The 20,433-nt window shown below is 44.3% G+C and carries 19 protein-coding genes; 7 read left to right on the top strand and 12 right to left on the bottom strand.

The window, feature by feature from the left end; genetic code table 11:
- Positions 1-151 precede the first annotated feature (151 nt).
- Genes ACTIE0_RS01155 through ACTIE0_RS01145 form a run of 3 tightly spaced genes read right to left on the bottom strand, consistent with a single transcriptional unit; the run spans position 152 to position 3,986 of the window.
- Positions 152-1,648 carry a UDP-N-acetylmuramoyl-L-alanyl-D-glutamate--2,6-diaminopimelate ligase gene (locus ACTIE0_RS01155; RefSeq protein ID WP_006624974.1) on the bottom strand — a complete coding sequence of 499 codons (1,497 nt, stop codon included), beginning with the start codon at positions 1,646-1,648 and terminating at the stop codon, positions 152-154.
- A 45-nt stretch (positions 1,649-1,693) separates the two neighbouring features.
- Positions 1,694-1,969 (bottom strand): glutaredoxin family protein, encoded by a 276-nt coding sequence (locus ACTIE0_RS01150; protein ID WP_006624975.1) that lies wholly within the window; start codon positions 1,967-1,969, stop codon positions 1,694-1,696.
- Positions 1,970-2,027: 58 nt separating this feature from the next.
- Positions 2,028-3,986, bottom strand: coding sequence for an ABC transporter ATP-binding protein (locus tag ACTIE0_RS01145; RefSeq protein WP_006624976.1), 1,959 nt, complete (start codon positions 3,984-3,986; stop codon positions 2,028-2,030).
- A gap of 140 nt (positions 3,987-4,126) precedes the next feature.
- Here ACTIE0_RS01145 and efp point away from each other — a divergent pair, with 140 nt between their 5' ends.
- From efp to ACTIE0_RS01130, 3 genes are all read left to right on the top strand, one after another.
- Entirely contained in the window at positions 4,127-4,684 is a 558-nt protein-coding gene (gene efp, locus ACTIE0_RS01140) for an elongation factor P (RefSeq protein WP_006619604.1), read from the top strand.
- 92 nt (positions 4,685-4,776) lie between these two features.
- Positions 4,777-5,313, top strand: coding sequence for an acetyl-CoA carboxylase biotin carboxyl carrier protein (accB, locus tag ACTIE0_RS01135; RefSeq protein WP_006624978.1), 537 nt, complete (start codon positions 4,777-4,779; stop codon positions 5,311-5,313).
- A 40-nt stretch (positions 5,314-5,353) separates the two neighbouring features.
- The gene (locus ACTIE0_RS01130; RefSeq protein WP_006624979.1) at positions 5,354-5,512 is read left to right on the top strand and encodes a hypothetical protein; all 159 of its coding nucleotides are present in this window, start codon (positions 5,354-5,356) and stop codon (positions 5,510-5,512) included.
- Positions 5,513-5,658: 146 nt separating this feature from the next.
- Here ACTIE0_RS01130 and ACTIE0_RS01125 read toward each other — a convergent pair whose 3' ends face one another.
- Positions 5,659-6,573 carry an aspartoacylase gene (locus ACTIE0_RS01125; protein ID WP_006624981.1) on the bottom strand — a complete coding sequence of 305 codons (915 nt, stop codon included), beginning with the start codon at positions 6,571-6,573 and terminating at the stop codon, positions 5,659-5,661.
- Positions 6,574-6,661: 88 nt separating this feature from the next.
- Positions 6,662-7,891, bottom strand: a complete 1,230-nt coding sequence (locus ACTIE0_RS01120) for a DUF1501 domain-containing protein (protein ID WP_006670640.1) — start codon at positions 7,889-7,891, stop codon at positions 6,662-6,664.
- A 132-nt stretch (positions 7,892-8,023) separates the two neighbouring features.
- Here ACTIE0_RS01120 and ACTIE0_RS01115 point away from each other — a divergent pair, with 132 nt between their 5' ends.
- A complete protein-coding gene (locus ACTIE0_RS01115) occupies positions 8,024-8,161 on the top strand; it encodes a hypothetical protein (protein ID WP_187757688.1) in 138 nt (45 codons plus the stop codon).
- 51 nt (positions 8,162-8,212) lie between these two features.
- Here ACTIE0_RS01115 and ACTIE0_RS01110 read toward each other — a convergent pair whose 3' ends face one another.
- Positions 8,213-9,616: a sensor histidine kinase gene (locus ACTIE0_RS01110; protein WP_006670641.1), complete on the bottom strand. Its 1,404-nt coding sequence runs from the start codon at positions 9,614-9,616 to the stop codon at positions 8,213-8,215.
- 407 nt (positions 9,617-10,023) lie between these two features.
- Here ACTIE0_RS01110 and ACTIE0_RS01105 point away from each other — a divergent pair, with 407 nt between their 5' ends.
- Positions 10,024-11,400, top strand: coding sequence for a nicotinate phosphoribosyltransferase (locus tag ACTIE0_RS01105; protein ID WP_006624984.1), 1,377 nt, complete (start codon positions 10,024-10,026; stop codon positions 11,398-11,400).
- A complete protein-coding gene (locus ACTIE0_RS01100) occupies positions 11,400-12,341 on the top strand; it encodes an ADP-ribosylglycohydrolase family protein (protein ID WP_006670642.1) in 942 nt (313 codons plus the stop codon). Before ACTIE0_RS01105 ends, ACTIE0_RS01100 begins: the two co-directional genes overlap by 1 nt.
- 83 nt (positions 12,342-12,424) lie before the next feature.
- On the opposite strand, the gene ACTIE0_RS01095 is transcribed toward ACTIE0_RS01100, so the two are convergent.
- The 3 genes from ACTIE0_RS01095 to ACTIE0_RS01085 form a co-directional block, all read right to left on the bottom strand.
- Complete coding sequence (locus tag ACTIE0_RS01095; protein WP_006624986.1) at positions 12,425-13,618, bottom strand: DNA-methyltransferase; 1,194 nt, start codon at positions 13,616-13,618, stop codon at positions 12,425-12,427.
- 110 nt (positions 13,619-13,728) lie between these two features.
- The gene (locus ACTIE0_RS01090) at positions 13,729-14,745 is read right to left on the bottom strand and encodes a succinate dehydrogenase/fumarate reductase iron-sulfur subunit (protein WP_006624987.1); all 1,017 of its coding nucleotides are present in this window, start codon (positions 14,743-14,745) and stop codon (positions 13,729-13,731) included.
- A gap of 32 nt (positions 14,746-14,777) precedes the next feature.
- Positions 14,778-15,170, bottom strand: coding sequence for a 6-pyruvoyl trahydropterin synthase family protein (locus ACTIE0_RS01085; protein WP_006670643.1), 393 nt, complete (start codon positions 15,168-15,170; stop codon positions 14,778-14,780).
- Between the two features lie 52 nt (positions 15,171-15,222).
- Between ACTIE0_RS01085 and cobU the strand changes: the two genes are divergently transcribed.
- Positions 15,223-15,789, top strand: a complete 567-nt coding sequence (gene cobU / locus ACTIE0_RS01080; protein WP_006624989.1) for a bifunctional adenosylcobinamide kinase/adenosylcobinamide-phosphate guanylyltransferase — start codon at positions 15,223-15,225, stop codon at positions 15,787-15,789.
- Between the two features lie 3 nt (positions 15,790-15,792).
- Here cobU and ACTIE0_RS01075 read toward each other — a convergent pair whose 3' ends face one another.
- The 3 genes from ACTIE0_RS01075 to ACTIE0_RS01065 all read right to left on the bottom strand — a co-directional run.
- Entirely contained in the window at positions 15,793-17,853 is a 2,061-nt protein-coding gene (locus tag ACTIE0_RS01075; RefSeq protein ID WP_006624990.1) for an FHA domain-containing protein, read from the bottom strand.
- A 36-nt stretch (positions 17,854-17,889) separates the two neighbouring features.
- Positions 17,890-19,404 carry an FHA domain-containing protein gene (locus ACTIE0_RS01070; RefSeq protein WP_006624991.1) on the bottom strand — a complete coding sequence of 505 codons (1,515 nt, stop codon included), beginning with the start codon at positions 19,402-19,404 and terminating at the stop codon, positions 17,890-17,892.
- Between the two features lie 92 nt (positions 19,405-19,496).
- On the bottom strand, positions 19,497-20,433 hold a 937-nt coding region (locus tag ACTIE0_RS01065), incomplete at its 5' end, for a WD40 domain-containing protein (RefSeq protein WP_488193799.1).

Raw genomic sequence — 20,433 nt, 5'->3', positions numbered from 1 at the left:
ACCAGAAATTTGTAGGGTGTGTCAGAAATCCTGAATCATCATGAATATATGAGGGGGGAAGACTGACGCACCAGAAATTTGTAGGGTGTGTCAGAAATCCTGAATCATCATGAATATATGAGGGGGGAAGACTGACGCACCAGAAATCAAGTTAAGAATACTTATTTGTTAAGGCATCTCGCGCTTGTTCGCGGTCATCAAAATGCACTTTTTCCGTGCCAATAATTTGATAATCTTCGTGACCTTTCCCAGCAATTAAGACACCATCGCCGGGTTGAGCCTCGTCGATAGCGGTGCGAATAGCTTTAGCCCGATCGCCAATTACTATAGGTTTAACATCAGCCGGAATTCCCGCGAGAATATCTTGCAAAATGCGGTCAGGATCTTCGGTGCGGGGATTATCGGATGTGACTACGGCTAAATCGGATAAATCTGCCGCAATTTTACCCATTTTCGGGCGTTTAGTGCGATCGCGATCGCCCCCACACCCAAACACGCAAATCATCCGACCGGGAATAAACGGACGGGAGGCTTTCAGTAGATTTTCCAAACTATCAGGAGTATGGGCATAATCAACAATGACCGTAATATCCTGCTCTGGGGAAAGCTGGACCCTTTCCATGCGACCAGGAACGCCGCCAAAGGCTGGTAGAGAGTCCACCATAGCCGACAAATCCAAACCGAGGGCTAAACCCGCCCCCAGGGCTGCCAATAGGTTAGAGAGGTTATATTGACCGACTAAGGGTAGGGAAAATGAAGCCGATCCCATGGGGGTATGGAGAACTCCCTTAATACCTGTGGGTTGATAAACGAGGCTATCTGCCCATATATCGGCGCTGGGGTCACTGACGCTATAACTCCAAAAGCGATCGCTCCCCAACCGTGCCATCAACTTTTTACCATAGTCATCATCAGCATTAATAATCGCCTTACCCTGGAGATAATCATCACTAAATAGCAACGCTTTCGCCTCAAAGTAATCATCCATGGTGGGATGATAGTCTAGGTGGTCCTGAGTCAAATTAGTAAATACTGCCACCCGAAACGGACACCCCAAAACCCGGCCCTGGTGTAAAGCATGGGAGCTAACTTCCATGACCCCAAATTGGCAGCCTGCACCTACTGCGTCAGCTAATTGGTGTTGAAGTTCCACCGCAAAGGGGGTAGTATGAACAGCGACTTCTTGAAACCCCGGCCAACGGGTGTAAAGGGTTCCCAGTAAGGCTGTAGGTTGGTCAAGGTTGCTGAGGAGAAATTCGATCAGGTGAGTGGTGGTGGTTTTGCCATTGGTTCCGGTCACCCCCACTAATTTGAGGGTTTGGGCGGGATGGTTATAAAATGCTGTGGCTATCTCAGCGCAGGCTGTGGTCATGTCGGCGGCGGGAATGACACAGGGAATGGTATCAGAGTCTGTCTCTGGTGGGGTATTGCTGGCTGCGGACTGGGAAACTATGGCGGCTACCGCACCGGAGGCGATCGCACTTGGCCAAAAATCCCCTCCATCAACTCTTGTTCCCGGCATTCCTAAAAACAGATCCCCTGGCTTACAGGCGTGGGAGTTAGTCGCCAAGCCTGTGATTTCCATGTCTAAGGCGGGGTGATACTCTGGGGGTAGTAAGTTGGGGTTGAGTAAATCTTTGAGTTTCACGGGTCAAACTTCTGCCAATTTGATGATTATTGTTAATCTAATGTTTTACCAATATTTTTGTAGGATTTGTTCCAACTGGTAGGCGGAAATACGGGGAGATGGTCTGGGGATGGGTTCTTCGGTCAGGCTGCGATCGCCACATTTATACAGGACTGGGACTTCGTATTGATAGAGTGCATACCAGTCGGGTCGGGTGGTGATGTCCCTAACTTCCAGGTCAAACTGACAGGGACTATTGCTATCTGCTTGAATTTCTTCCAGTTTCTCCTGGAGGTTTTCGCACAAATGACAGCCAGGTTTACTATAAAGTATGAGTTTCATTGAGGACTAAAGTTCCGGGTTCAATCTATTTATTGGGGTTAGTTATCGAAGATGATAGTTAACTGGCAACTCGTTGGATATCTCCGGTGGGAATAGAGGCGATTAGTCGGCGGGTATATTCCTGTTGAGGATGGCGATAAATCTCCTCTGAGTCTCCGATTTCCTCGATTTTGCCTTGGTTCATGACTACAATGCGATCGCTCATAAATTTAACCACACTCAAATCATGGGAGATAAAGATATATGTTAGCTCAAACTCCCTTTGTAGCTCCCTCAGCAGGTTTAACACCTGGGCTTGTACAGAAACATCCAAAGCTGACACCGACTCGTCACAGATGATAAATTTGGGGTTTAAAGCCAGAGACCTAGCAATACAAATCCGTTGTCTTTGTCCTCCCGAAAACTCGTGGGGATAGCGTCTCATAAAATCCGGGTTCAGTCCGACTCTTTCTAATAAATAAGCAGTGCGATCGCGCCTTTGTTTATAGTTCCCGACCGAGTGAATTAACAGGGGTTCCATCACCGCATCCCCAATGGTTAAACGGGGGTCAAGGGAACTAAACGGGTCTTGGAACACAATTTGCATCTCCCGCCGCACCCACTTCATTTTTTGCTGAAATTCCCGGCGTTGGCGATAGTCTTTTAAACGATTAATCCAAGGACCAGAAGGCTGATAATTTGTAATATCTTCCCCAGCAAAAATCACCCGACCGCTATGGGGGAGAATCAGTTGTAAAATCGCCCTAGATAGGGTACTTTTCCCGCAGCCAGACTCTCCCACCAATCCTAATGTTTCTCCGGGGAATACATCAAAAGACACATCATCAACTGCCATAAATAGTCTTTGAGTACCTCCTAACACCCCAGGAATTTTAAATCCTACTCGCAAATTTTGCACCGATAACAACGGCGAATTATCCGGGTTGCTGGGAACCTTCTCGGCTGTCTCCCGCGTCTCATTAGCGAGGTTTTCCTGAGAGTCAATGCCTCTAATTTTTGTGCCAGATTCCGTGCTGACAACTTCCATAAAATCCGCAATCGTGGGCAGTTTTGCCCCCCGTCGGGTTTCCAATGTGGGACGACAAGCCAGCAATCCCTTGGTGTAGGGATGTTGGGGGTTATTAAACAGTTGATGAATCGGGTTTAATTCCACGATTTTACCCTGATACATCACCGCGACTGTATCGGCAATTTCGGCAATAACTCCGAAATCGTGGGTAATGAAAATTATCGACATTCCTCGGCGATCGCGTAATTCTCGCAGCAGGTCTAAAATAGTCGCTTGTACTGTCACATCCAAAGCCGTCGTCGGTTCATCAGCAATCAATAATGTGGGATTGCAGGAAATAGCCATCGCAATCATTACCCGTTGCAGTTGCCCCCCAGAGAGTTCGTGAGGATAGCGATCGAGAAATGCTCGTTTTTGGTCATTTATCCGAGTTTGCCACTCCCGCTGTGAGGGTGGGTTATTAATATCATCATGATTCGGGGGAGTTTCTAACTGTAGTTGCTTGAGGATTTGCTCATCACTAGGTAACAGTTTGACTTCCTGCAATAAACTCGTCGCTTTCCATAATCCTTCACGGGGGGTAATATCCTGATGCTGTCGGATAGCTTCTATCAGTTGAAAACCAATCGTATAAACCGGGTTGAGGGAACTCATCGGTTCCTGAAATATCATAGAGATTTCACCGCCGCGAAATTGCTGCTTTTGAGATTCTGGCAGTTGTAGTAAATCGATCGCTCCTTCTGTGCTATCATTGTTGTGATCAGCTTCATCCGCCTGGGGGTTTCCTGGCCGAAACCAGATTTCTCCCCCCACTTGAGATGTAGCCGGGGACAGCAACCCCATAATTGCTAAAGACGTGACAGATTTTCCTGACCCGGACTCCCCAACAATTCCTAGGGTCTGTCCGGGTTTGACCTGAAAGGAAATCTGATCGACCGCGCGCGTGATTCTCTGGTCAGATTTAAACTGAACCTGTAGGTTTTTGACATCAAGGACAAAATCTGGCATAGCTAGGGGGAGTTTTCAGGACTTGCGGGAAATTTCCCCGATTTTAGCAGAATTGTTAAGAACTCTCACCGAACCCCATCATAAAGCACCGATTAGGGTAAAATAAATGCCGATTGTTCAGCCCAGGTGAAGATGCTCCCATGATTTCGAGTAACGACTTTCGCACAGGTGTCAGTATTGAATTAGACGGAACTGTGTGGCGGGTGGTAGAATTCCTCCACGTTAAGCCAGGAAAGGGTTCCGCCTTTGTCCGCACCAAACTAAAAAACGCACAGACGGGTAACGTCATGGAACGGACATTCCGGGCTGGGGAGACAGTTCCCCAGGCGAACCTGGAGAAAAAGACCATGCAACATACCTATAAAGATGGTGATGATTATGTGTTCATGGACATGGACACCTTCGAGGAAGCTCACCTAACTCCTGATCAGATTGGTAATGGGGTTAAATACCTGATCGAAGGTATGGAAGTTAATGTACTCTACTGGAATGACCAAGTGCTAGAGGTGGAACTTCCCAACTCCGTTAGCCTAGAAGTGACGGAAACAGATCCAGGAGTTAAAGGCGATACCGCGACGGGTGGCACGAAACCAGCTACCCTACAAACAGGCGCAACTGTGATGGTTCCTCTGTTTATTTCTGTGGGTGAGCGTATTCGCATCGATACCCGCAACGATAGTTATCAGGGTCGCGATTAATGCTTCCAGTGTTAACCAAATTTCTGGGTAACATGATATGGGCGATCGCCCATAATTTTCGACAATGTTATTTTTAGGGAGATATACCAACTGTGCAACTAGATCTCAACCAGCTTCGAGAACTGCTGGCTGACATCGATAAAACTAATATTTCCGAACTGACGCTCAAAAGTAGTGATTTTGAGTTGATGGTACGCAAAGGTGGCAGTTCTATCGATCGCCCTCTATCTTCTGTTGATGTCGCCCTCAGTGGTGGGTTTCCTAGTGCGGAGTTGGTGTCGCCTCCAGGGACGGTTTCTACTGGCGATCGCTTATCAGAATCAACCGCCACCAGCACCCAGACTACTGCCGCCACAGGAAAGGTCTCTAGTCCGGTTGACGCTAAATGGGTAGAGGTAACATCCCCCATGGTGGGAACTTTTTACCGTTCTCCGGCTCCTGATGAGCCGCCATTTGTGGATAATGGCGATCGAGTCACTAACGGTCAAACTGTCTGTATCATCGAAGCCATGAAGCTGATGAATGAAATTGAGGCTGAGGTTTCTGGTCAAGTTATGGAAATTTTGGTAGCTAATGGCGCACCTGTGGAATATGGACAACCCCTGATGCGAATCGACCCCGACAATTAATAATTAATAATTAATAATTAATAATTATCATCCTCGTAGGGTGAGTCAGAGGGATCACCTATCGGGTGAACGGCACAGAGGTCAAGAAACCCGGTTTCTCAAAGAAACCGGGTTTCTCATGGGCAGAAAATTGACGGCGGAACCCACCCCGACAATGAATAATTATCGCCGTGGTCAAGAAACCCGGTTTCTCAAATAAACCGGGTTTCTCATGATAAAGGGTGGGAGGCGCGCCCCGACAATGAATAATTATCGCCGTGGTCAAGAAACCCGGTTTCTCAAATAAACCGGGTTTCTCATGGGCAGAAAATTGACAGCGGAACCCACCCCGACAATTATTAATTATTAATTATTAATTATTAAGGTTTGGGGTTCGGTGAAAATCATGGCGATCGCTTTTTCGTAGTAGGCTGCCTCATTGATAAAAATCGGCCAGACGGGGGTTTCTCCCTGGTAATAAATGGTGGTTCCGTCAAACTGTAAAAACATCGGATCGCCCGGGTTTAGCTGTTGATAATCCCTCCCCTGTAGTTGTGGGTGAATCATGGCGGCGAGTTCCCCCGTCGCCGTGCGGGGATAGTCTATCTGTTTGATAAACTGGTATATGGTGAGAGTGCGATCGCTGTGGATAATCTCCCCCCGATTATACTTTTCTATGTAGTCTAAAATCGCATAAATCACCTTTTCCGCTTTCAGAAATAATGCCGCATCTAACATCCCTGGCGCAATGGGTCCGACTTCGATGGAAAATCCGTAATTAGACAAAGATTTGAGGGAGGGGTTTGCCGGTTCCGATTCAGATTCGATCCAACTGTAGATATTTATTTCGGGAAAAATGCTTTTTAAATAGGCGGTAACTTGGCGATTAAAAGCATTATTTTTTACCCAAATTAAGGTTAATCCCATGTGGGCGGTGCTGCTGTGTAAATCAATGATGGTATCAACAGGAGATGGGCTTTGGGGTCCCCACTGGCTGGCTATCCATTGCGATCGCTGAATTTCATAAATATCAGAATTGGGATGTTCTAAATCTTCCCGCCGAAAACAGCGGTTTAAATCACGATCAACATAGCGACGATTAATTTCCCAGGCGCGGGGATTAGCTAATAGTGTGAAAGTCTCAAAATTAGAACGCCGCAATAATTCAGGCGATCGCTCAAATTTCTTAATCAAATAAACTCCCGTCCATTCATTGCCATGAGTGCCACCCACAATGGCAACTCGTTTGATTTTACCATGATTTTCTGCTGTTAATCCCATGAGATATTATGCCCAATTAATCAATTGATGATGGATAGTTAATAAGTTGGCTGACCGGGAACACCCCAAACCGGACAACCTCCATCAATTAAACAATCTCCGAAAAGTTGCCAGTGGGGCGGTATCCTGGAAATACCTGCCCTAACTGAGAAGCAGTTAACCCAAACTGAGAAGTTAAAATCGGGCTAATCACATCTCGAAAATCCGTCGTCACAGCCAGATCCCGTCCCTCGTATAACTCGGAGTCAGACAAACCTGGCCAACTCCCATAAACGCGACCACCACGCACGGAACCACCCAAAACCCATAAAACATTACCACGTCCGTGATCAGTGCCGCCATTGCCATTTTCTCGCACTGTGCGACCAAATTCTGACATCACCACAATAGTGGTATTGCTATAAACGGAACCCAGCCTATCCACTAGCGCCACCAAGCCCTCCCCTAACCTTTCCAGACGGTTCGCCATTAACCCCCGACTTGAACCCTGGTTAACATGGGTATCCCATCCCCCAACATCGAGAAATGCTAATCTAATCTGTGGGTCACGCACTACCAAAGTCGCTAATTGTTGAGCATTCCCAGCTAAACCAGCAGGTAGAGGCGCACCATTATTCGCGGCGACCATTTCCGCCTCTAATTCCCTAATGAGTTGATCGCGGGCGCTTCTACCTTCCTGATAAGCCACGCTGAGGGGGTCATTATTGGCATAGAGTCGGTCAAAGGTGGCTCGCACCTGATCGCGATCTATGGGCATTTGGCGGGAGGCATTGCGACCTAGGGAGATATTGCTAACTGGCTGAGAACCTGATAGAATGGCAGATATCGACTGACCGACACTCACCGCATCTACGGGGTTTTGTCCTGGTAACAAGCCCAGTAGGCGGTTCATCCAACCGTCGGGGGTTCTTTTATTTCCTGGTGTACCCACTTCCATATAGTGTTGAGCCTCAAAGTGAGACCGGGTGGGGTCAGGAGAACCGCAGGCGTGAACAAAAGCTAAACTTCCTTGGTTCCATAGCGGAAGCAGGGAGTTTAGGCTGGGGTGTAAGCCAAAGTGTTGGTCTAGCTTAATTGCGCCTCCCTCCTGTTGGGGTCGGGGAATGGCGATCGCTGGTCTAGCCTGATAATAGTCACTGTCGCCATAGGGGACAACTACATTTAATCCGTCAATTCCTCCCCGCAAAAATAGGACGATTAACCTTTTGGGGTTAGGGGTGGTGGCGGCACTTCTGGCGATCCAACCGTAGCTTCCTAATGTGGCGATCGTGGCGGCGCACAATTGAGCGCCAAAAGTTAAAAATTGTCGTCTTCGCATATTGACGGCTTCCTATCTATCGGCTGATTAATTTCCCACACTGCTATTTTAAGTTAAGTTTTCCCGGTTGTGGGAAAATCAACCGCAAGTCTAGTCTGGTTAATGAGGCTGATAGGGAAATTGGCTTAGTCTTTGCTGATTAATTTCCCATACTGCTATTTTAAGTTAAGTTTTCCCGGTTGTGGGAAAATCAACCGCAAGTCTAGTCTGGTTAATGAGGCTGATAGGGAAATTGGCTTAGTCTTTACCGCCATTGCTGTTTGTACCTAATACTTACTTAGATGTATGTGGGTGGGGTACTTACCGGATTATATCATACTCCTAAATCAAAGGTAAGACTATCTCAAATTCGGTGCCGATACCGGGGGTGGAAAGGAGATGCAAACAACCACCATGTTTCTCGTAAATAATTTGATGACTAATTGCTAGTCCTAAACCTGTACCTTTTTCGGCGGACTTGGTAGTGAAAAAGTTATCGAAAATCCGGTTTTGGATTTCTTTGGGGATACCAGGGCCATTGTCGGTAATCCGAATCACAATATATTGGCTATTCGGTGTTAATGGGTCTTCTGATGATTCTGTATTTTGGGGATATTCTGGGTTATTTTTTGGGGGAATTATGAGCGATCGCAATTGGGAAGGACAACTATCCGCTACATGGGTGGAAATCCAGATTTTGGCAGTATTATGGCTATGATTGGCGGTTTCTTCTAAAGCATCGATCGCATTAGCCAACAGATTCATAAATACTTGACTAAGCAGCCCAGAATAACCCAAAAACTTGGGTAAATTCCCATAGCTTTTAATGACATCAATCCCAACTTTTAGGCGGTTTTTTAGAATAATTAGGGTACTGTCTAAACATTCATGAATATCTGTCTCCCGCCTTTGTTTATTCTCCATGTGGGAAAAGGTGCGTAAACTGTTGACTAGGTGCTTCAACTGTTCAGAAGAAACTTGAATACTTTTGAGCATTTGCAAGCCATCATTTTTGAGGAATTCCCAATCAATATCTTCTTTTAACTCTTCAATACTTGGTCGGGGAGTAATTAATTCCTGTTCGTAGGCGTTAATTAACTGCATAATATCTTCATAATACTGAGTTAAACAGTGAGTATTTCCGACAATGCAGCCTACAGGATTACGGATTTCGTGAGCCACTCCCGCGACCATTTGACCTAGACTTGCTAACTTTTCAGTTTGCATTAATTGGGACTGGGTTTGTTCTTGTAATAATTCGGTGGCTAGTTGATGAATAAAAGACTGAAAAATCAATAGTTGTTGGGTATCTAATAGCCGATAATCAGTCTCGGAAATTTGCACAATAATTGGCTCATAAATTTGTTCAGGCGATCGCATAATAGCCAGCCGTGCTGCATCAACTATCAGAGTATCTCCGGGAAGTATTAATAACTCCACCTGAGACAATTTATAGAGGGCTCGAATAGACCTAGGTAAAAACAGTTCCCGACCATAAGGACGACTGAGATGCTCCAAAAAACGCCGCCGGGAAATCATGCCAATAAACTGGCTATCATGGTTTAAAATAACTCCGGGGATAGTGGGGTTAGTTTCAAACATTTTCGCCAACACCATTCCCACTTGATCTAGATCTACTTGAAAGTCATACAGAGACAATTCTTGTAGGGTAGACTCTAAGCGCAAATTGCTACGTGAAAACACCGATGCAGACCGAGGGGTGCAATCTTCAATACAAACGTTCATGACTAATTTTTTCAACCTAACTCATTGTACGATGTTTTGCGGTTAACCTTCTGTAGATGCTAGTCTCCATTTATCAGTCTATCATGGTTTAATGCTCTGACCAGGAATTTAGCCAAAATTAACCATATCTTAATTAATGTTTAACCTTATATGGGCTAGTTATGGCATTGATTATATGTACCGTAAATTTCCTTGATCCCAGATAAGGAATTGACTAATCTTATGGGTTGTATATGTAATTAACAACCCCGTCGGAGAGGGGGGCAGAACCCGCGCCTACATGATATCCGTCGCCTTCACCCCAACCTCTGTCTCAAATAGTCAGATAGGGCGAGGGAAGTTTAGATGTACATCGCCAATGGCTATATAATTAGAAAAGACAGTATATATATCAAGGTATCTAACCCATGGACTTTGCATCAGAAGACCGTGCTATGTCTTTAAGTCCTGATGAGTATAGCTTACTAACAGATCTGTATCAATTAACAATGACAGCCTGTTATGTGGGGGAAGGAATTGAGAATAAACCCGCCAGTTTTGAACTGTTCACCAGAAAGTTACCGGATCACTTTGGTTACTTAATAGCTATGGGTTTAACCCAGGCATTAGACTATTTGGCAAACCTCAAGTTTAACTCATCTCAAATTGAACAACTGCAATCATTGGGAATTTTCAGCCATGTTAATAATCGCTTTTGGTCGGTGTTAGCCGAAGCCAAATTTAGCGGGAATGTGTGGGCTGTCCCGGAAGGTACGGCGGTATTTGCGAATGAACCAATCTTGCGAATTGAGGCTCCTTTATGGCAAGCTCAAATTGTAGAAACTTACCTTTTAAATACCATAAATTATCAAACTTTAATTGCTACCAAAGCAGCCAGAATGCGCGATGCAGCGGGACCTGATGCGAAATTATTGGAGTTTGGAACTCGGCGGGCTTTTAGTCCCCAAGCATCTTTGTGGGCGGCGCGGGCGGCTTTGGGGGCGGGTTTTGATGGTACTTCTAATGTGTTGGCGGCTTTGAAATTAGGTAGAAAACCAAGGGGAACAATGGCTCATGCTTTGGTAATGGCGATCGCTGCTATTGATGAAAATGAAGATGCGGCTTTTGAGGCTTTTCACCATTATTTCCCCGGCGCACCTTTGTTAATTGATACCTATGACACGGTGAAAGCAGCACAACGGTTAGCTGAACAGGTCAAAGCTGGAAAAATTCAGGTGCAGGGGGTAAGATTAGACTCTGGAGATATGGTAGAATTATCTAAACAAGTGCGATCGCTATTACCAGAGGTGGAAATTTTTGCTAGTGGGGATATTGACGAGGTAGAAATTGCTCGTTTAAAAGGGGCTGAGGCTCCTATTAATGGCTACGGAATTGGGACTAAACTGGTGAGTGGAACTCCGGTTAATGGAGTTTATAAGCTGGTAGAAATTGATGGTATTCCGGTGATGAAAGAGTCTAGTAGTAAGGTGACTTATCCGGGACGTAAGCAAATTTATCGGCTCATGGAAGGGGGTAAAATGAAAGGCGATCGCCTCTGTTTAATGGACGAAAGCGAGAGTATTAATCCATCATCTATCGGCTTATTGCAATTGGTCATGAAAGACGGAAAACTGGTCAATCAGCCAGAGCCTTTAGCCGCCATTGCTGAACGCACCGCCGCCTCGGTTGCCAGTCTTCCCCCAGAATATCGTAGGTTTGATCATCCGATTTTCCCGACCCTTGAAATTTCCGAAGAATTGGCAAATTTGAGGCAAAAAGTTAGCAAGTCAATTGAGGTAAAATAATGCAATATTCTCCAGTTTTGTCTGGTTTAATGGGAGTCTGTGTAGGCGATGCTCTGGGAGTTCCGGTAGAATTTAATAGCCGCAGTGATTGTCAAGAAAAACCGATAACAACTATGGTCGGCTATGGTACTTACCATCAACCCGCAGGAACTTGGTCTGATGATAGTTCTCTGACTTTTTGTTTGGCTGAAAGTCTCTGTAATGGCTATAATTTGCATGAGATAGCTAAGGCTTTTTGTAAGTGGATGTATGAGGGTTACTGGACACCTTATGGTAATGCGTTTGATATTGGTGGGACTACTTACAGGGCGATTAGTAGATTGCGTGAAGGGGTGGAACCTATAGCAGCAGGAGGAACAGATATTCGTGATAATGGGAATGGCTCGTTAATGCGAATTTTACCTTTGGCTTATGGTTATAATTCCCTGGAATTTCCCGAATTAATTAAACGGGTTCACGACTGTTCTCGCCTTACCCATGGTCATCCGCGATCGCAAATGGCTTGTGGTATTTACATTAGTATTGCTGTGGGTTTATTACAGGGTATGGATATTAAAACCGCCTATATTGAAGGACTTAAAGCGGTTAAAGCTATTTATACTAAACCACCCTTTAAGTCTGAATTATCAGAGTTGAAACGAGTGTGGACTGGTGAAATTAAAAGTTTACCGGAAAATGCGATCGCCTCTGATGGTTATGTAGTTCATACCTTAGAAGCATCTCTGTGGTGTCTATTAAAGACTTCTTCCTATGCTGAAGCTGTCCTAACAGCAGTTAATTTAGGTTCTGATACCGATACGACTGGCGCGGTTACAGGAGGTCTAGCAGGGATTTATTATGGTTTTGAACAAATACCTTCCGAGTGGGTCAAGGCGATCGCGCGTCGAGAGGATATCATCGATTTAGCTAACCGTCTAGCTAAAGCCACAGAAAATAGTTAATTTTTGAGTCAAATAACCCTAGAGATTTAACCCATTTTTGGGGTTAATTAACCGGGGAGGTGGTTGGGTAACTAGATGAATGGTCAATCATCTAATTGGCTTAATGAATTGAGGATGGATAATCCAGGCGCATTAATAACCCTAACACCTGGGGGTAAACTGACCAAATCCGAAAAATAGCCCCCTTCATTTATCGCAATCAAAAACATAACTAAAGCATTCTTATTTTTTGAGGCGTTATAGAGATAGTTAGCCGCCTCAACTATAGTCTCATGATTACGTTGAACCCTAACCGGAATAGGACAACCATTAACATCAGACCTAAGAATTGCATCAATTCCTTTATTTCTGTGAACCACAGCAAAATCTAATCCCCATAGTAGTCCTAACACACTTTCATCAACATTTTTGTAAGAATCGCGACCTTTAGTGAGTAGATTAGAATTAGTTTTAATCGGGTCACTCAAACGTTTTTTAGTTAATTCGACAGCATCAGTAGATATATCAATTCCCACAGAATTTCGTCCGAGTAAACTAGCCGCCACCAAAGTGGTACCGCTACCACAGAAAGGATCTAAAATCAAATCACCTTCATTGGTAGCTATCTTAATAATTTGTTCCAGTAAAAGCAGCGGTTTTTGGGTAGGATAACCGACCCTTTCTTTAGCTTTAGGATTCAAATAGGGTATTTCCCAAACATCACTAAGAGGAACCCCTTTCTTACCGCCACTAGGGATAATATTACCATCTAGGTCTTTGTCATAAATAGACTTGCCATATTCATCTCGTTTTCGGCGCTGGAGAATTTGATCTACGTTGGTAGTTTCCGAATATTCGCCATAAATAAAATTAAATGTATAATCATCAGATTTGGTATAGTAAAAAATAGTTTGATGTGCTGGTAGCAAGGCTTTCTGGGAATTAGACCAGCGTTTATAGTGCCAAATAATTTCAGAGCGAAACATTTGCGGACTAAAAACATCATCCAACAACAATCTAATCAGGTGTGAAGCATGGCGATCGCAATGAACAAAAATAGACCCAGATGGCGACAAAATTCGCCACATTTCTTGCAAACGTTGATAGATAAAATTCCCATATTCTTGATGAGAAGACCACAAATCTTGAAAAGAAAACTCTTTGCGGCTATCTCTAGTTGTTAATTTATGGGTTTTTTGCGAAAAAAATGGCGGGTCAAGATAGATTAAATCAATGCTATCTTTCTCCCAAGTGCTGATGATATTAAGGCAATCACCTTGATAAACTAATGCACTCATAGTTAATTACTCAATATTTTCTAGAAACAGTAAGGGCGGGTTATGCGAGACTGCTCAACCCACCCTAGTAGCTTAATCTGCTAACTTAATCTGCTAATTGTTCAGGGAAATTATGGCTTTTCCTTCTCCAAACTTTGGACAGACTCAATGAGCGATCGCACTGTTTTAGTTCCCTCAGAAGGTTCAAAACCAAACGGAAACTTACCCCGTAAAAGCATCCGAACACCCAAAGGACCAATACTGAGAATACCTCGGACATCTCGTAAGTAGTTACCCACAACCATTAAGCCAAATTTACGCTCATCAACCCATCCCCCTTGCTTCACCAGTTCAACCATAACCTTACGGTGGCGCACAGGACGACTATCAGATGGCTGCTTACGTTCTAATATTTCATGCTTAATCTTACCAATTTGGTCCATAGGAGCCACCTCCATCGGACAAACTGTATTGCAGTTGTAGCAACGGGTACAGCCCCAAACTCCCTGAATATCCTGGTTATACTGTTCTAAACGTTCCTCAGTGCGTGCGTCACGAGAATCAGCAACCATTCTCTGAGCCTTAGCCAGGGCGTGAGGACCGACAAAAGCCGGGTTAACCTCTTTGGCATTGCATTCAGAATAACAAGCGCCACAGAGGATACAATTGCCATTTTGATTCAAACTTTCCCTTTCTTCGGGAGTCTGGAGAAACTCCCGCTCAGGAATTTTACGCGCCTGTGTACTAACATAAGGTTCCACCGCTTCCAGGTTATCCCAGAATTGGGTCATATCCACCACTAGGTCTTTGATTACAGGCATATTACCCATGGGCGCAATGGTTAATACAGGAATCTCATCGCCGCCTGTATAACTTGAATTAGCAGCAGCAATGTCTTGTAGGCGTTTGACTTCACTGGCCACATTTTCTTTACAAGCTAGGGCGGCGCGACCATTAATCCTCATTGAACAACTACCGCAGATGGTATTTCGGCAGTTTTTGCGAAAGGCTAAAGTGCCGTCAAGTTCCCATTTGATCCGATTTAGACTATCTAAAATAGTAGTAGCTGGATCAACATCTAGCTGATAACTTTGCACTTGCGGCGCGCTTGAAGCAGTTTGCCGGATAATATTAAATTGAACTTTCATTTGCTCAAACCAAGGTCTGTCCCTATTATAAATCAGGTTTCGTCTTCATACTCAACCCAGGAATTGGCTGTTTCGGAAACCATGACTTTTAGCTGTACTCCCTCTGGGACTCGCTTTTTGGTTTCATCATAGATAAATTTGGCAATCATTTCGGCGGTGGTTTCGTAGTTGGGGGGTAATATTTCATTGAGAAGACCGTGATCAAGTCCGCCTTTGCTGACATCTTTCTTGGCCCATCGCAGGCTGCGGAAATCGGCAACCATCACCGGGTGGGGACAAAATTCGGATCCGTGCAGTTGGTTTGATGTGGCTTCTACTCGGACTTTATAGGTGTGTCCGTGGAGGCGACCACAGGGGCCGTTGTAATCTTTGATATAGTGGGCGCTATCGAATGTAAATTCGGTTGTTAGTTTCCATTTAGACATGGGTGGCTGACCTGTGGTTTTGGTAACTGTTGACAATTAGCAAAAAATTGGGATGACTGATACGGGAAGATTAATTTTAGTAACTGGTCCGGTGCGATCGGGTAAAAGTGAGTGGGCGGAAAATTGGGCGGAAAATTACGCTAGAAATTACCGCAAGTCGGTGATTTATATAGCCACATCTGGTTTTGATGATGACGATCGCGAATGGTGCGATCGCATTCAAAAACATCGCGATCGTCGCCCTTCCGATTGGACAACTTTAGAGGTTCCCATCACATTATCAACTACTTTAGCATCTGTGGCAACGGCGGATAATTGTATTTTAGTAGATTCTCTGGGGACTTGGTTGGCTAATTTATTGGACTGGGAAGAATCACAATGGGAACAGGCGGTTACGGAGTTATTACAGGTTTTATTAACCGTCACTGGACCCGTGATTTTAGTGGCTGAGGAAGTCGGTTGGGGGTTGGTTCCCCCTTATCCCTTGGGCCGCCTTTTTCGCGATCGGCTAGGGGGTTTAGTCCGACTGCTGGGGACTCATGCTGATTCCGTTTATTTAGTTACTGGGGGTTATGCGTTAGACTTAACTCGCTTAGGTGTCAAAATATCCCCTGATTAATAACTAAAGTCTCTTGAATTTTTGCACTTCCGCGAAATCTTTTTCCAAATTCCGTTGGCTAGATTGATATTGGTCTTTTTGCATCCGCAACTCTAACTGATGTTTTTCGCTATTTAGTAAATAAGCATTATAGCACTCATTAACCGCCTCTAAATCATCTCTAATTCTTCTTTCCTCCTGTTCTAAAGCATAGCCCATATTTTGGACAATATTATTGCTGATATTTTTAATGAAAGATTGATAATAGCTATTCATATCTTTCTTGAGTTTTTCAGTATTATCTTGAATTTTCGCGGTTTTATCTTGATGATAAGATATCAGCGTAGTCACCATAAAAATAGGTAACAAGATCGCCACTATCCTACCTTTGACATCCCCACCCGCTGGAATAAATAAACTACCCATCAGCATAATAGTTCCCACGCCAGATATTACCTGACCTTTCAGATTTTTAAATAAATAACCGAACAAACTCGGTTGTTTATATCGACTCTCAAAAGTTGGTTCAATCACAGAAGCCTGTAATATGCTTCTAAAATCTATATCTTCTGGGGGGTGAAATAGGGATTCCGACCATGATAAATTAGGCACAAAGTTCAGGATATCATAGATACGTTTTAGCAGCCCATTTAAACCATCACCGCCATAAAAATTACCAATTCTTTGCCATTCTTCAGAAGACCATTTGATCAACTCTGTTTGACAAACATGAATGGCTTTTAAGTGCAGATAGTGACCCGTAGCATTAGGATTATCTCCTGCTTGTAGTCGGACATATAAATATGCGCCCCGCTGGACTCCGCTGGATTTTAAATCATCAGTAAACTGCTGAATTTTATAGAATAAACTACTTTTCCGAAACTCATCTAATAAATTATTTTTTGATTGATTGAGGTCATTTTTAAGCATTCGGAAAAACTTATCTTTCTCATCTCCAGCTTTTTTTAAAGCCTTTTTCATATCATCTTTTAAATCATTAGCCTGTAAAAGACTAAGCTGTGCTTCCATTTGTTGACAACTCTGTTTAACTGCCTCAATTTCTCGTTCTAAAACCTGTTCGATCGCCTCTAGTTTTTCAAGAATATTTTGGCTGAAGCGTTTTAATAATAATTTTTCTCCCTGATTGGCTGCCAGTTTTTCTAAAAAATCATAATGTTTATCTAGTTTCTGCTTCACTTCTGCTTCAATATCTCCGGGATTATATGCTGCCAAATCTCCTGGCAAATCGATTACCTCAACGCCAGGATATTCGGTATTTAAACTGTTATATATATCCTCAAATTTTTGACAGTCTAAAATTACAAATATATGCTCTATTTGGTTTTTAATTGCTTGCTGAATTGCCGACTTATGACTCTCTATATGCTGTTCCTCATCAATGATTATATATAGTATATCCGCATCAGTTAACGCCTTGGCGCTGGCTCCATTGCTGATTGATGAATTAACTGGCTGTGATGCTTGTAGATGTAAAGCAATACAGCCTGTAATTGGTATTGCAGAACCCAAAAAAATCGACTCATCAGCAGTTAATAAATGATGATTGTCTAGCGGCGTATTATTAATAAAACTGCCATTGGTACTGTTCAGATCGTTAATTTCCCAGCCGCGAATATTACCGTTAACAATGGGTTTAATTTCCGCGTGTTTGTTACTAATTAAATGATACTCATTGGGAATTTTTACCCGACAACTACGATGGCGACCCACTTGGATAATCTCATGTTCCGAAAGAGGATAACGCTGGATTTCTGACCCGCTTAATCCATCAACAATAATTAATTCTGGAGATAACTGGGGTTGGGTTTGGCTGATTACCTGAGTTTCCCATTCATAGGATTCTAACAAATTAGGGCGATCGCTTAATAGATTGTCAAAACTCTCGCCTATCTCCGGGGAACTACTAACAATTTTACCTCTCAGTTTTCCGCTGTTTAACTCAGACTCTAGCTGTTCCAGGGTTTGGGCAATTTCCAGATAAGCCGGGTCTCGGTCACTTCTCAACCCCAAAAATCTGTGAATTTCCTGTATTCTAGTCGCGATTTTATCAGTTTTTAAAGACATAATCGAATCCCCAAAACTTAACTTTAATTTAGCCTATTACCACAGCAGAGGACCTTCTACCTGCTCAGGAATTGCTGATGGTGTTGCTGGAGGTGGTGGAACATCTCCCGTGGTTGCGGGTGGCTGATTGGTTTGTTCTGGCTGTGGCTGATTGGTTTGTTCTGGCTGTGGCTGTGGCTGCGGCTGTGGCTGTGGCTGCGGCTGTGGCTGTGGCTGTGGCTCTGGCTGTGGCTGTGGCTGATTGGTTTGTCGTTGCGCTTCTTGCTTGGCGGCTTCTGCTTCTCGCTTGGCGGCTTCTGCTTCTCGCTTGGCGGCTTCCGCTAGTCTCCTCGCTTCTGCTGCTTCCGCATTCAGCCTTTCTTGGCGCTGTTGTTCCGCAATGCGTCTTTCTTCCTCCCGTTTCTGATCATTAGCGCGATCGATAATTGGTTGCACTTTTTGTTTCCAATATTCGCTATCTTGTCGCGGTGATTCCCCCAATAATGCTACCCTTTCCGTTTCTGCGATCGCCTCCCTCCAAGCCTCTCGGTTCAACGCCTGTCTCGCATTTTCTAGGTAATTCTCATTCCGATTCCACTCCTGCTCCCATTGGGAAAGTTCTTGCTTAACTCTGGCGGCGTTGGGACTCGTTTCGGGGATAGCTTCAGCAATTTTTACCGCCTGCTGATAATTACCTTGGCGATATTGTTCCTGCGCTAATTCCTCCATCCGTTGAGATGCTTGCTTAAAGAAATTTTGCGCTTCTGAGTAGGAAGAAGTATTTTCGGGAACCTGTAAAGCCATATCGATCGCACCCCGCCAAGAACCCGCTTCCGCTAAACTATTCGCCTGTTTCATTAACACCGCCGCATGACCATCCTCACAACTTTTTAACAGTCTTGTTAACTCGGATTTTAATACAGGTGTCATCCCGGTAGTTGTCGGTTCTATGGTTAATGCCGTTTTACAAGTCTCATAAGACTCCTGGGATGCTACCATATTACCCTGTTGATGATAACTAGCTCCCTGGTCTAGTGCTTGTTCCGCCTCCGCGATCGCATTTCTGATCGGTGCAGCAGCCTGCCATTTATACACCCAAAATCCTCCCCATCCCAAGCCGATCATTAATACCACTCCACCCAACCAGGGTAATGCTTTCTTAACCGGAGAAACTGGCGGCGGTGGTGGCGGTTCCGGTGGTGGTGGCGGTAGTTCTAACCCTCCCGACACTGGCTGGGTTCCAGCGGCGATCGCTGTGACTTTAAAATCTATATTTCCTAACTGAATATGGCTGCCATTATTTAGGGGTTCCTCACCCACAGGTAGCAATTTACCATCTACAATTGGCGGGTTACTTTCCCGTAGCGATCGTAGATAAAATTGGTGATTCTCTGGACTAAAAAAAATTTCGATATGTAGACCGGATACCGTCTGATCCACGCACACTAAATCACAGCGACTCCCATCTCTACCTATACGGAAAACTCCCGGATGTTTGCTGGGTTGGTTGGCTCGAATACTGGCGCTATTCAACCTTCCCTCTTCTGCCCACTCTAAGGTTAGTTCAGCCATGAATCTGCCGCCTGCTATTATACTGGAAACTCTCTACTCCATTTTAGTAGATATTCCCTGGATTGGGTTAATCTTTTAACATTTTGTAAATCTTAGATACACCAAATTTTGATCTGATTGTCTTCACTACCACTAGCTAGATTTTGTCCATCGGGACTAATGGCGATCGCTCCTACTTGCCAACTATAACCGGAAATAGTGCGGATTTCTGTCTGCGTTTCCCATTGCCAAACTTTCACCGTTTTATCATCAATTCCAGCAATTAAAATTTTGCCATCTGGACTAAACATCAGAGCATTAATCGCCGTTTTACCACCCTCAATAGTCAAAATTTCCTCCCCTGTTTTTACCTGCCATAGTTTAATGGTTTTATCTCCACTACCACTGGCGATAATTTCACTATTAGGACTGATGGATAAGGCAGTTATAGCTAATCTGTGTCCTGATATATTGAGCGTTTCTAAACCAGTTTCGCGGCTCCATAATTTCACGGTTTTATCACCACCGCCACTGGCGATAATTTCACCATTCGGCGCAAAAGCAATAGCATTAACTGCCATTTTATGACCCGCTAAGGATTGGATTTCTTCTCCTGTATTAATATCCCAAAGTTTGATGGTTTTATCTTGGCTACCACTAGCTATAATTTGACCGTCGGGACTGAAAGCAACCGCATTAACTCCTGATCTGTGTCCCTCAAATGTGCGGATCTCTTCTCCATTACTCAGGTTCCAAAGTTTAACGGTTTTGTCAGCACTCGCACTGGCTAACATTTTACCATCTCCACTGAAAGCAACCGATCGCACAGAGTTAGAATGTCCCCCTAAAGTTCGGATATCCGCTTCTGGGTTCAGAGTCCACAAACTTCGACCCGGTGCTGATATTTCCCCTGCTTGTATCCCGAAAATCTTACTCTGACTCTTTTCGTCTTCCCCTTCTGACTCCGCTACAGGTTCGGGTTCTGACTCCGCTACAGGTTCGGGTTCTGACTCCGCTACAGGTTCGGGTTCCGACTCCGCTACAGGTTCG

This window comes from Limnospira sp., assembly GCF_051859755.1.
GTDB lineage: Bacteria > Cyanobacteriota > Cyanobacteriia > Cyanobacteriales > Microcoleaceae > Limnospira > Limnospira fusiformis.
This window is presented reverse-complemented; position numbering and strand designations above follow the sequence as displayed.

Excerpts from the sequence above, each read along its gene's own strand:
- ACTIE0_RS01150 (WP_006624975.1), bottom strand. The coding sequence starts at position 1,969 with ATGAAACTCATACTTTATAGTAAACCTGGCTGTCATTTGTGCGAAAAC.
- ACTIE0_RS01145 (WP_006624976.1), bottom strand. The coding sequence starts at position 3,986 with ATGCCAGATTTTGTCCTTGATGTCAAAAACCTACAGGTTCAGTTTAAA.
- efp (WP_006619604.1), top strand. The coding sequence starts at position 4,127 with ATGATTTCGAGTAACGACTTTCGCACAGGTGTCAGTATTGAATTAGAC.
- ACTIE0_RS01125 (WP_006624981.1), bottom strand. The coding sequence starts at position 6,573 with ATGGGATTAACAGCAGAAAATCATGGTAAAATCAAACGAGTTGCCATT.
- ACTIE0_RS01120 (WP_006670640.1), bottom strand. The coding sequence starts at position 7,891 with ATGCGAAGACGACAATTTTTAACTTTTGGCGCTCAATTGTGCGCCGCC.
- ACTIE0_RS01110 (WP_006670641.1), bottom strand. The coding sequence starts at position 9,616 with ATGAACGTTTGTATTGAAGATTGCACCCCTCGGTCTGCATCGGTGTTT.
- ACTIE0_RS01105 (WP_006624984.1), top strand. The coding sequence starts at position 10,024 with ATGGACTTTGCATCAGAAGACCGTGCTATGTCTTTAAGTCCTGATGAG.
- ACTIE0_RS01100 (WP_006670642.1), top strand. The coding sequence starts at position 11,400 with ATGCAATATTCTCCAGTTTTGTCTGGTTTAATGGGAGTCTGTGTAGGC.
- ACTIE0_RS01095 (WP_006624986.1), bottom strand. The coding sequence starts at position 13,618 with ATGAGTGCATTAGTTTATCAAGGTGATTGCCTTAATATCATCAGCACT.
- ACTIE0_RS01090 (WP_006624987.1), bottom strand. The coding sequence starts at position 14,745 with ATGAAAGTTCAATTTAATATTATCCGGCAAACTGCTTCAAGCGCGCCG.
- ACTIE0_RS01085 (WP_006670643.1), bottom strand. The coding sequence starts at position 15,170 with ATGTCTAAATGGAAACTAACAACCGAATTTACATTCGATAGCGCCCAC.
- cobU (WP_006624989.1), top strand. The coding sequence starts at position 15,223 with ATGACTGATACGGGAAGATTAATTTTAGTAACTGGTCCGGTGCGATCG.
- ACTIE0_RS01075 (WP_006624990.1), bottom strand. The coding sequence starts at position 17,853 with ATGTCTTTAAAAACTGATAAAATCGCGACTAGAATACAGGAAATTCAC.
- ACTIE0_RS01070 (WP_006624991.1), bottom strand. The coding sequence starts at position 19,404 with ATGGCTGAACTAACCTTAGAGTGGGCAGAAGAGGGAAGGTTGAATAGC.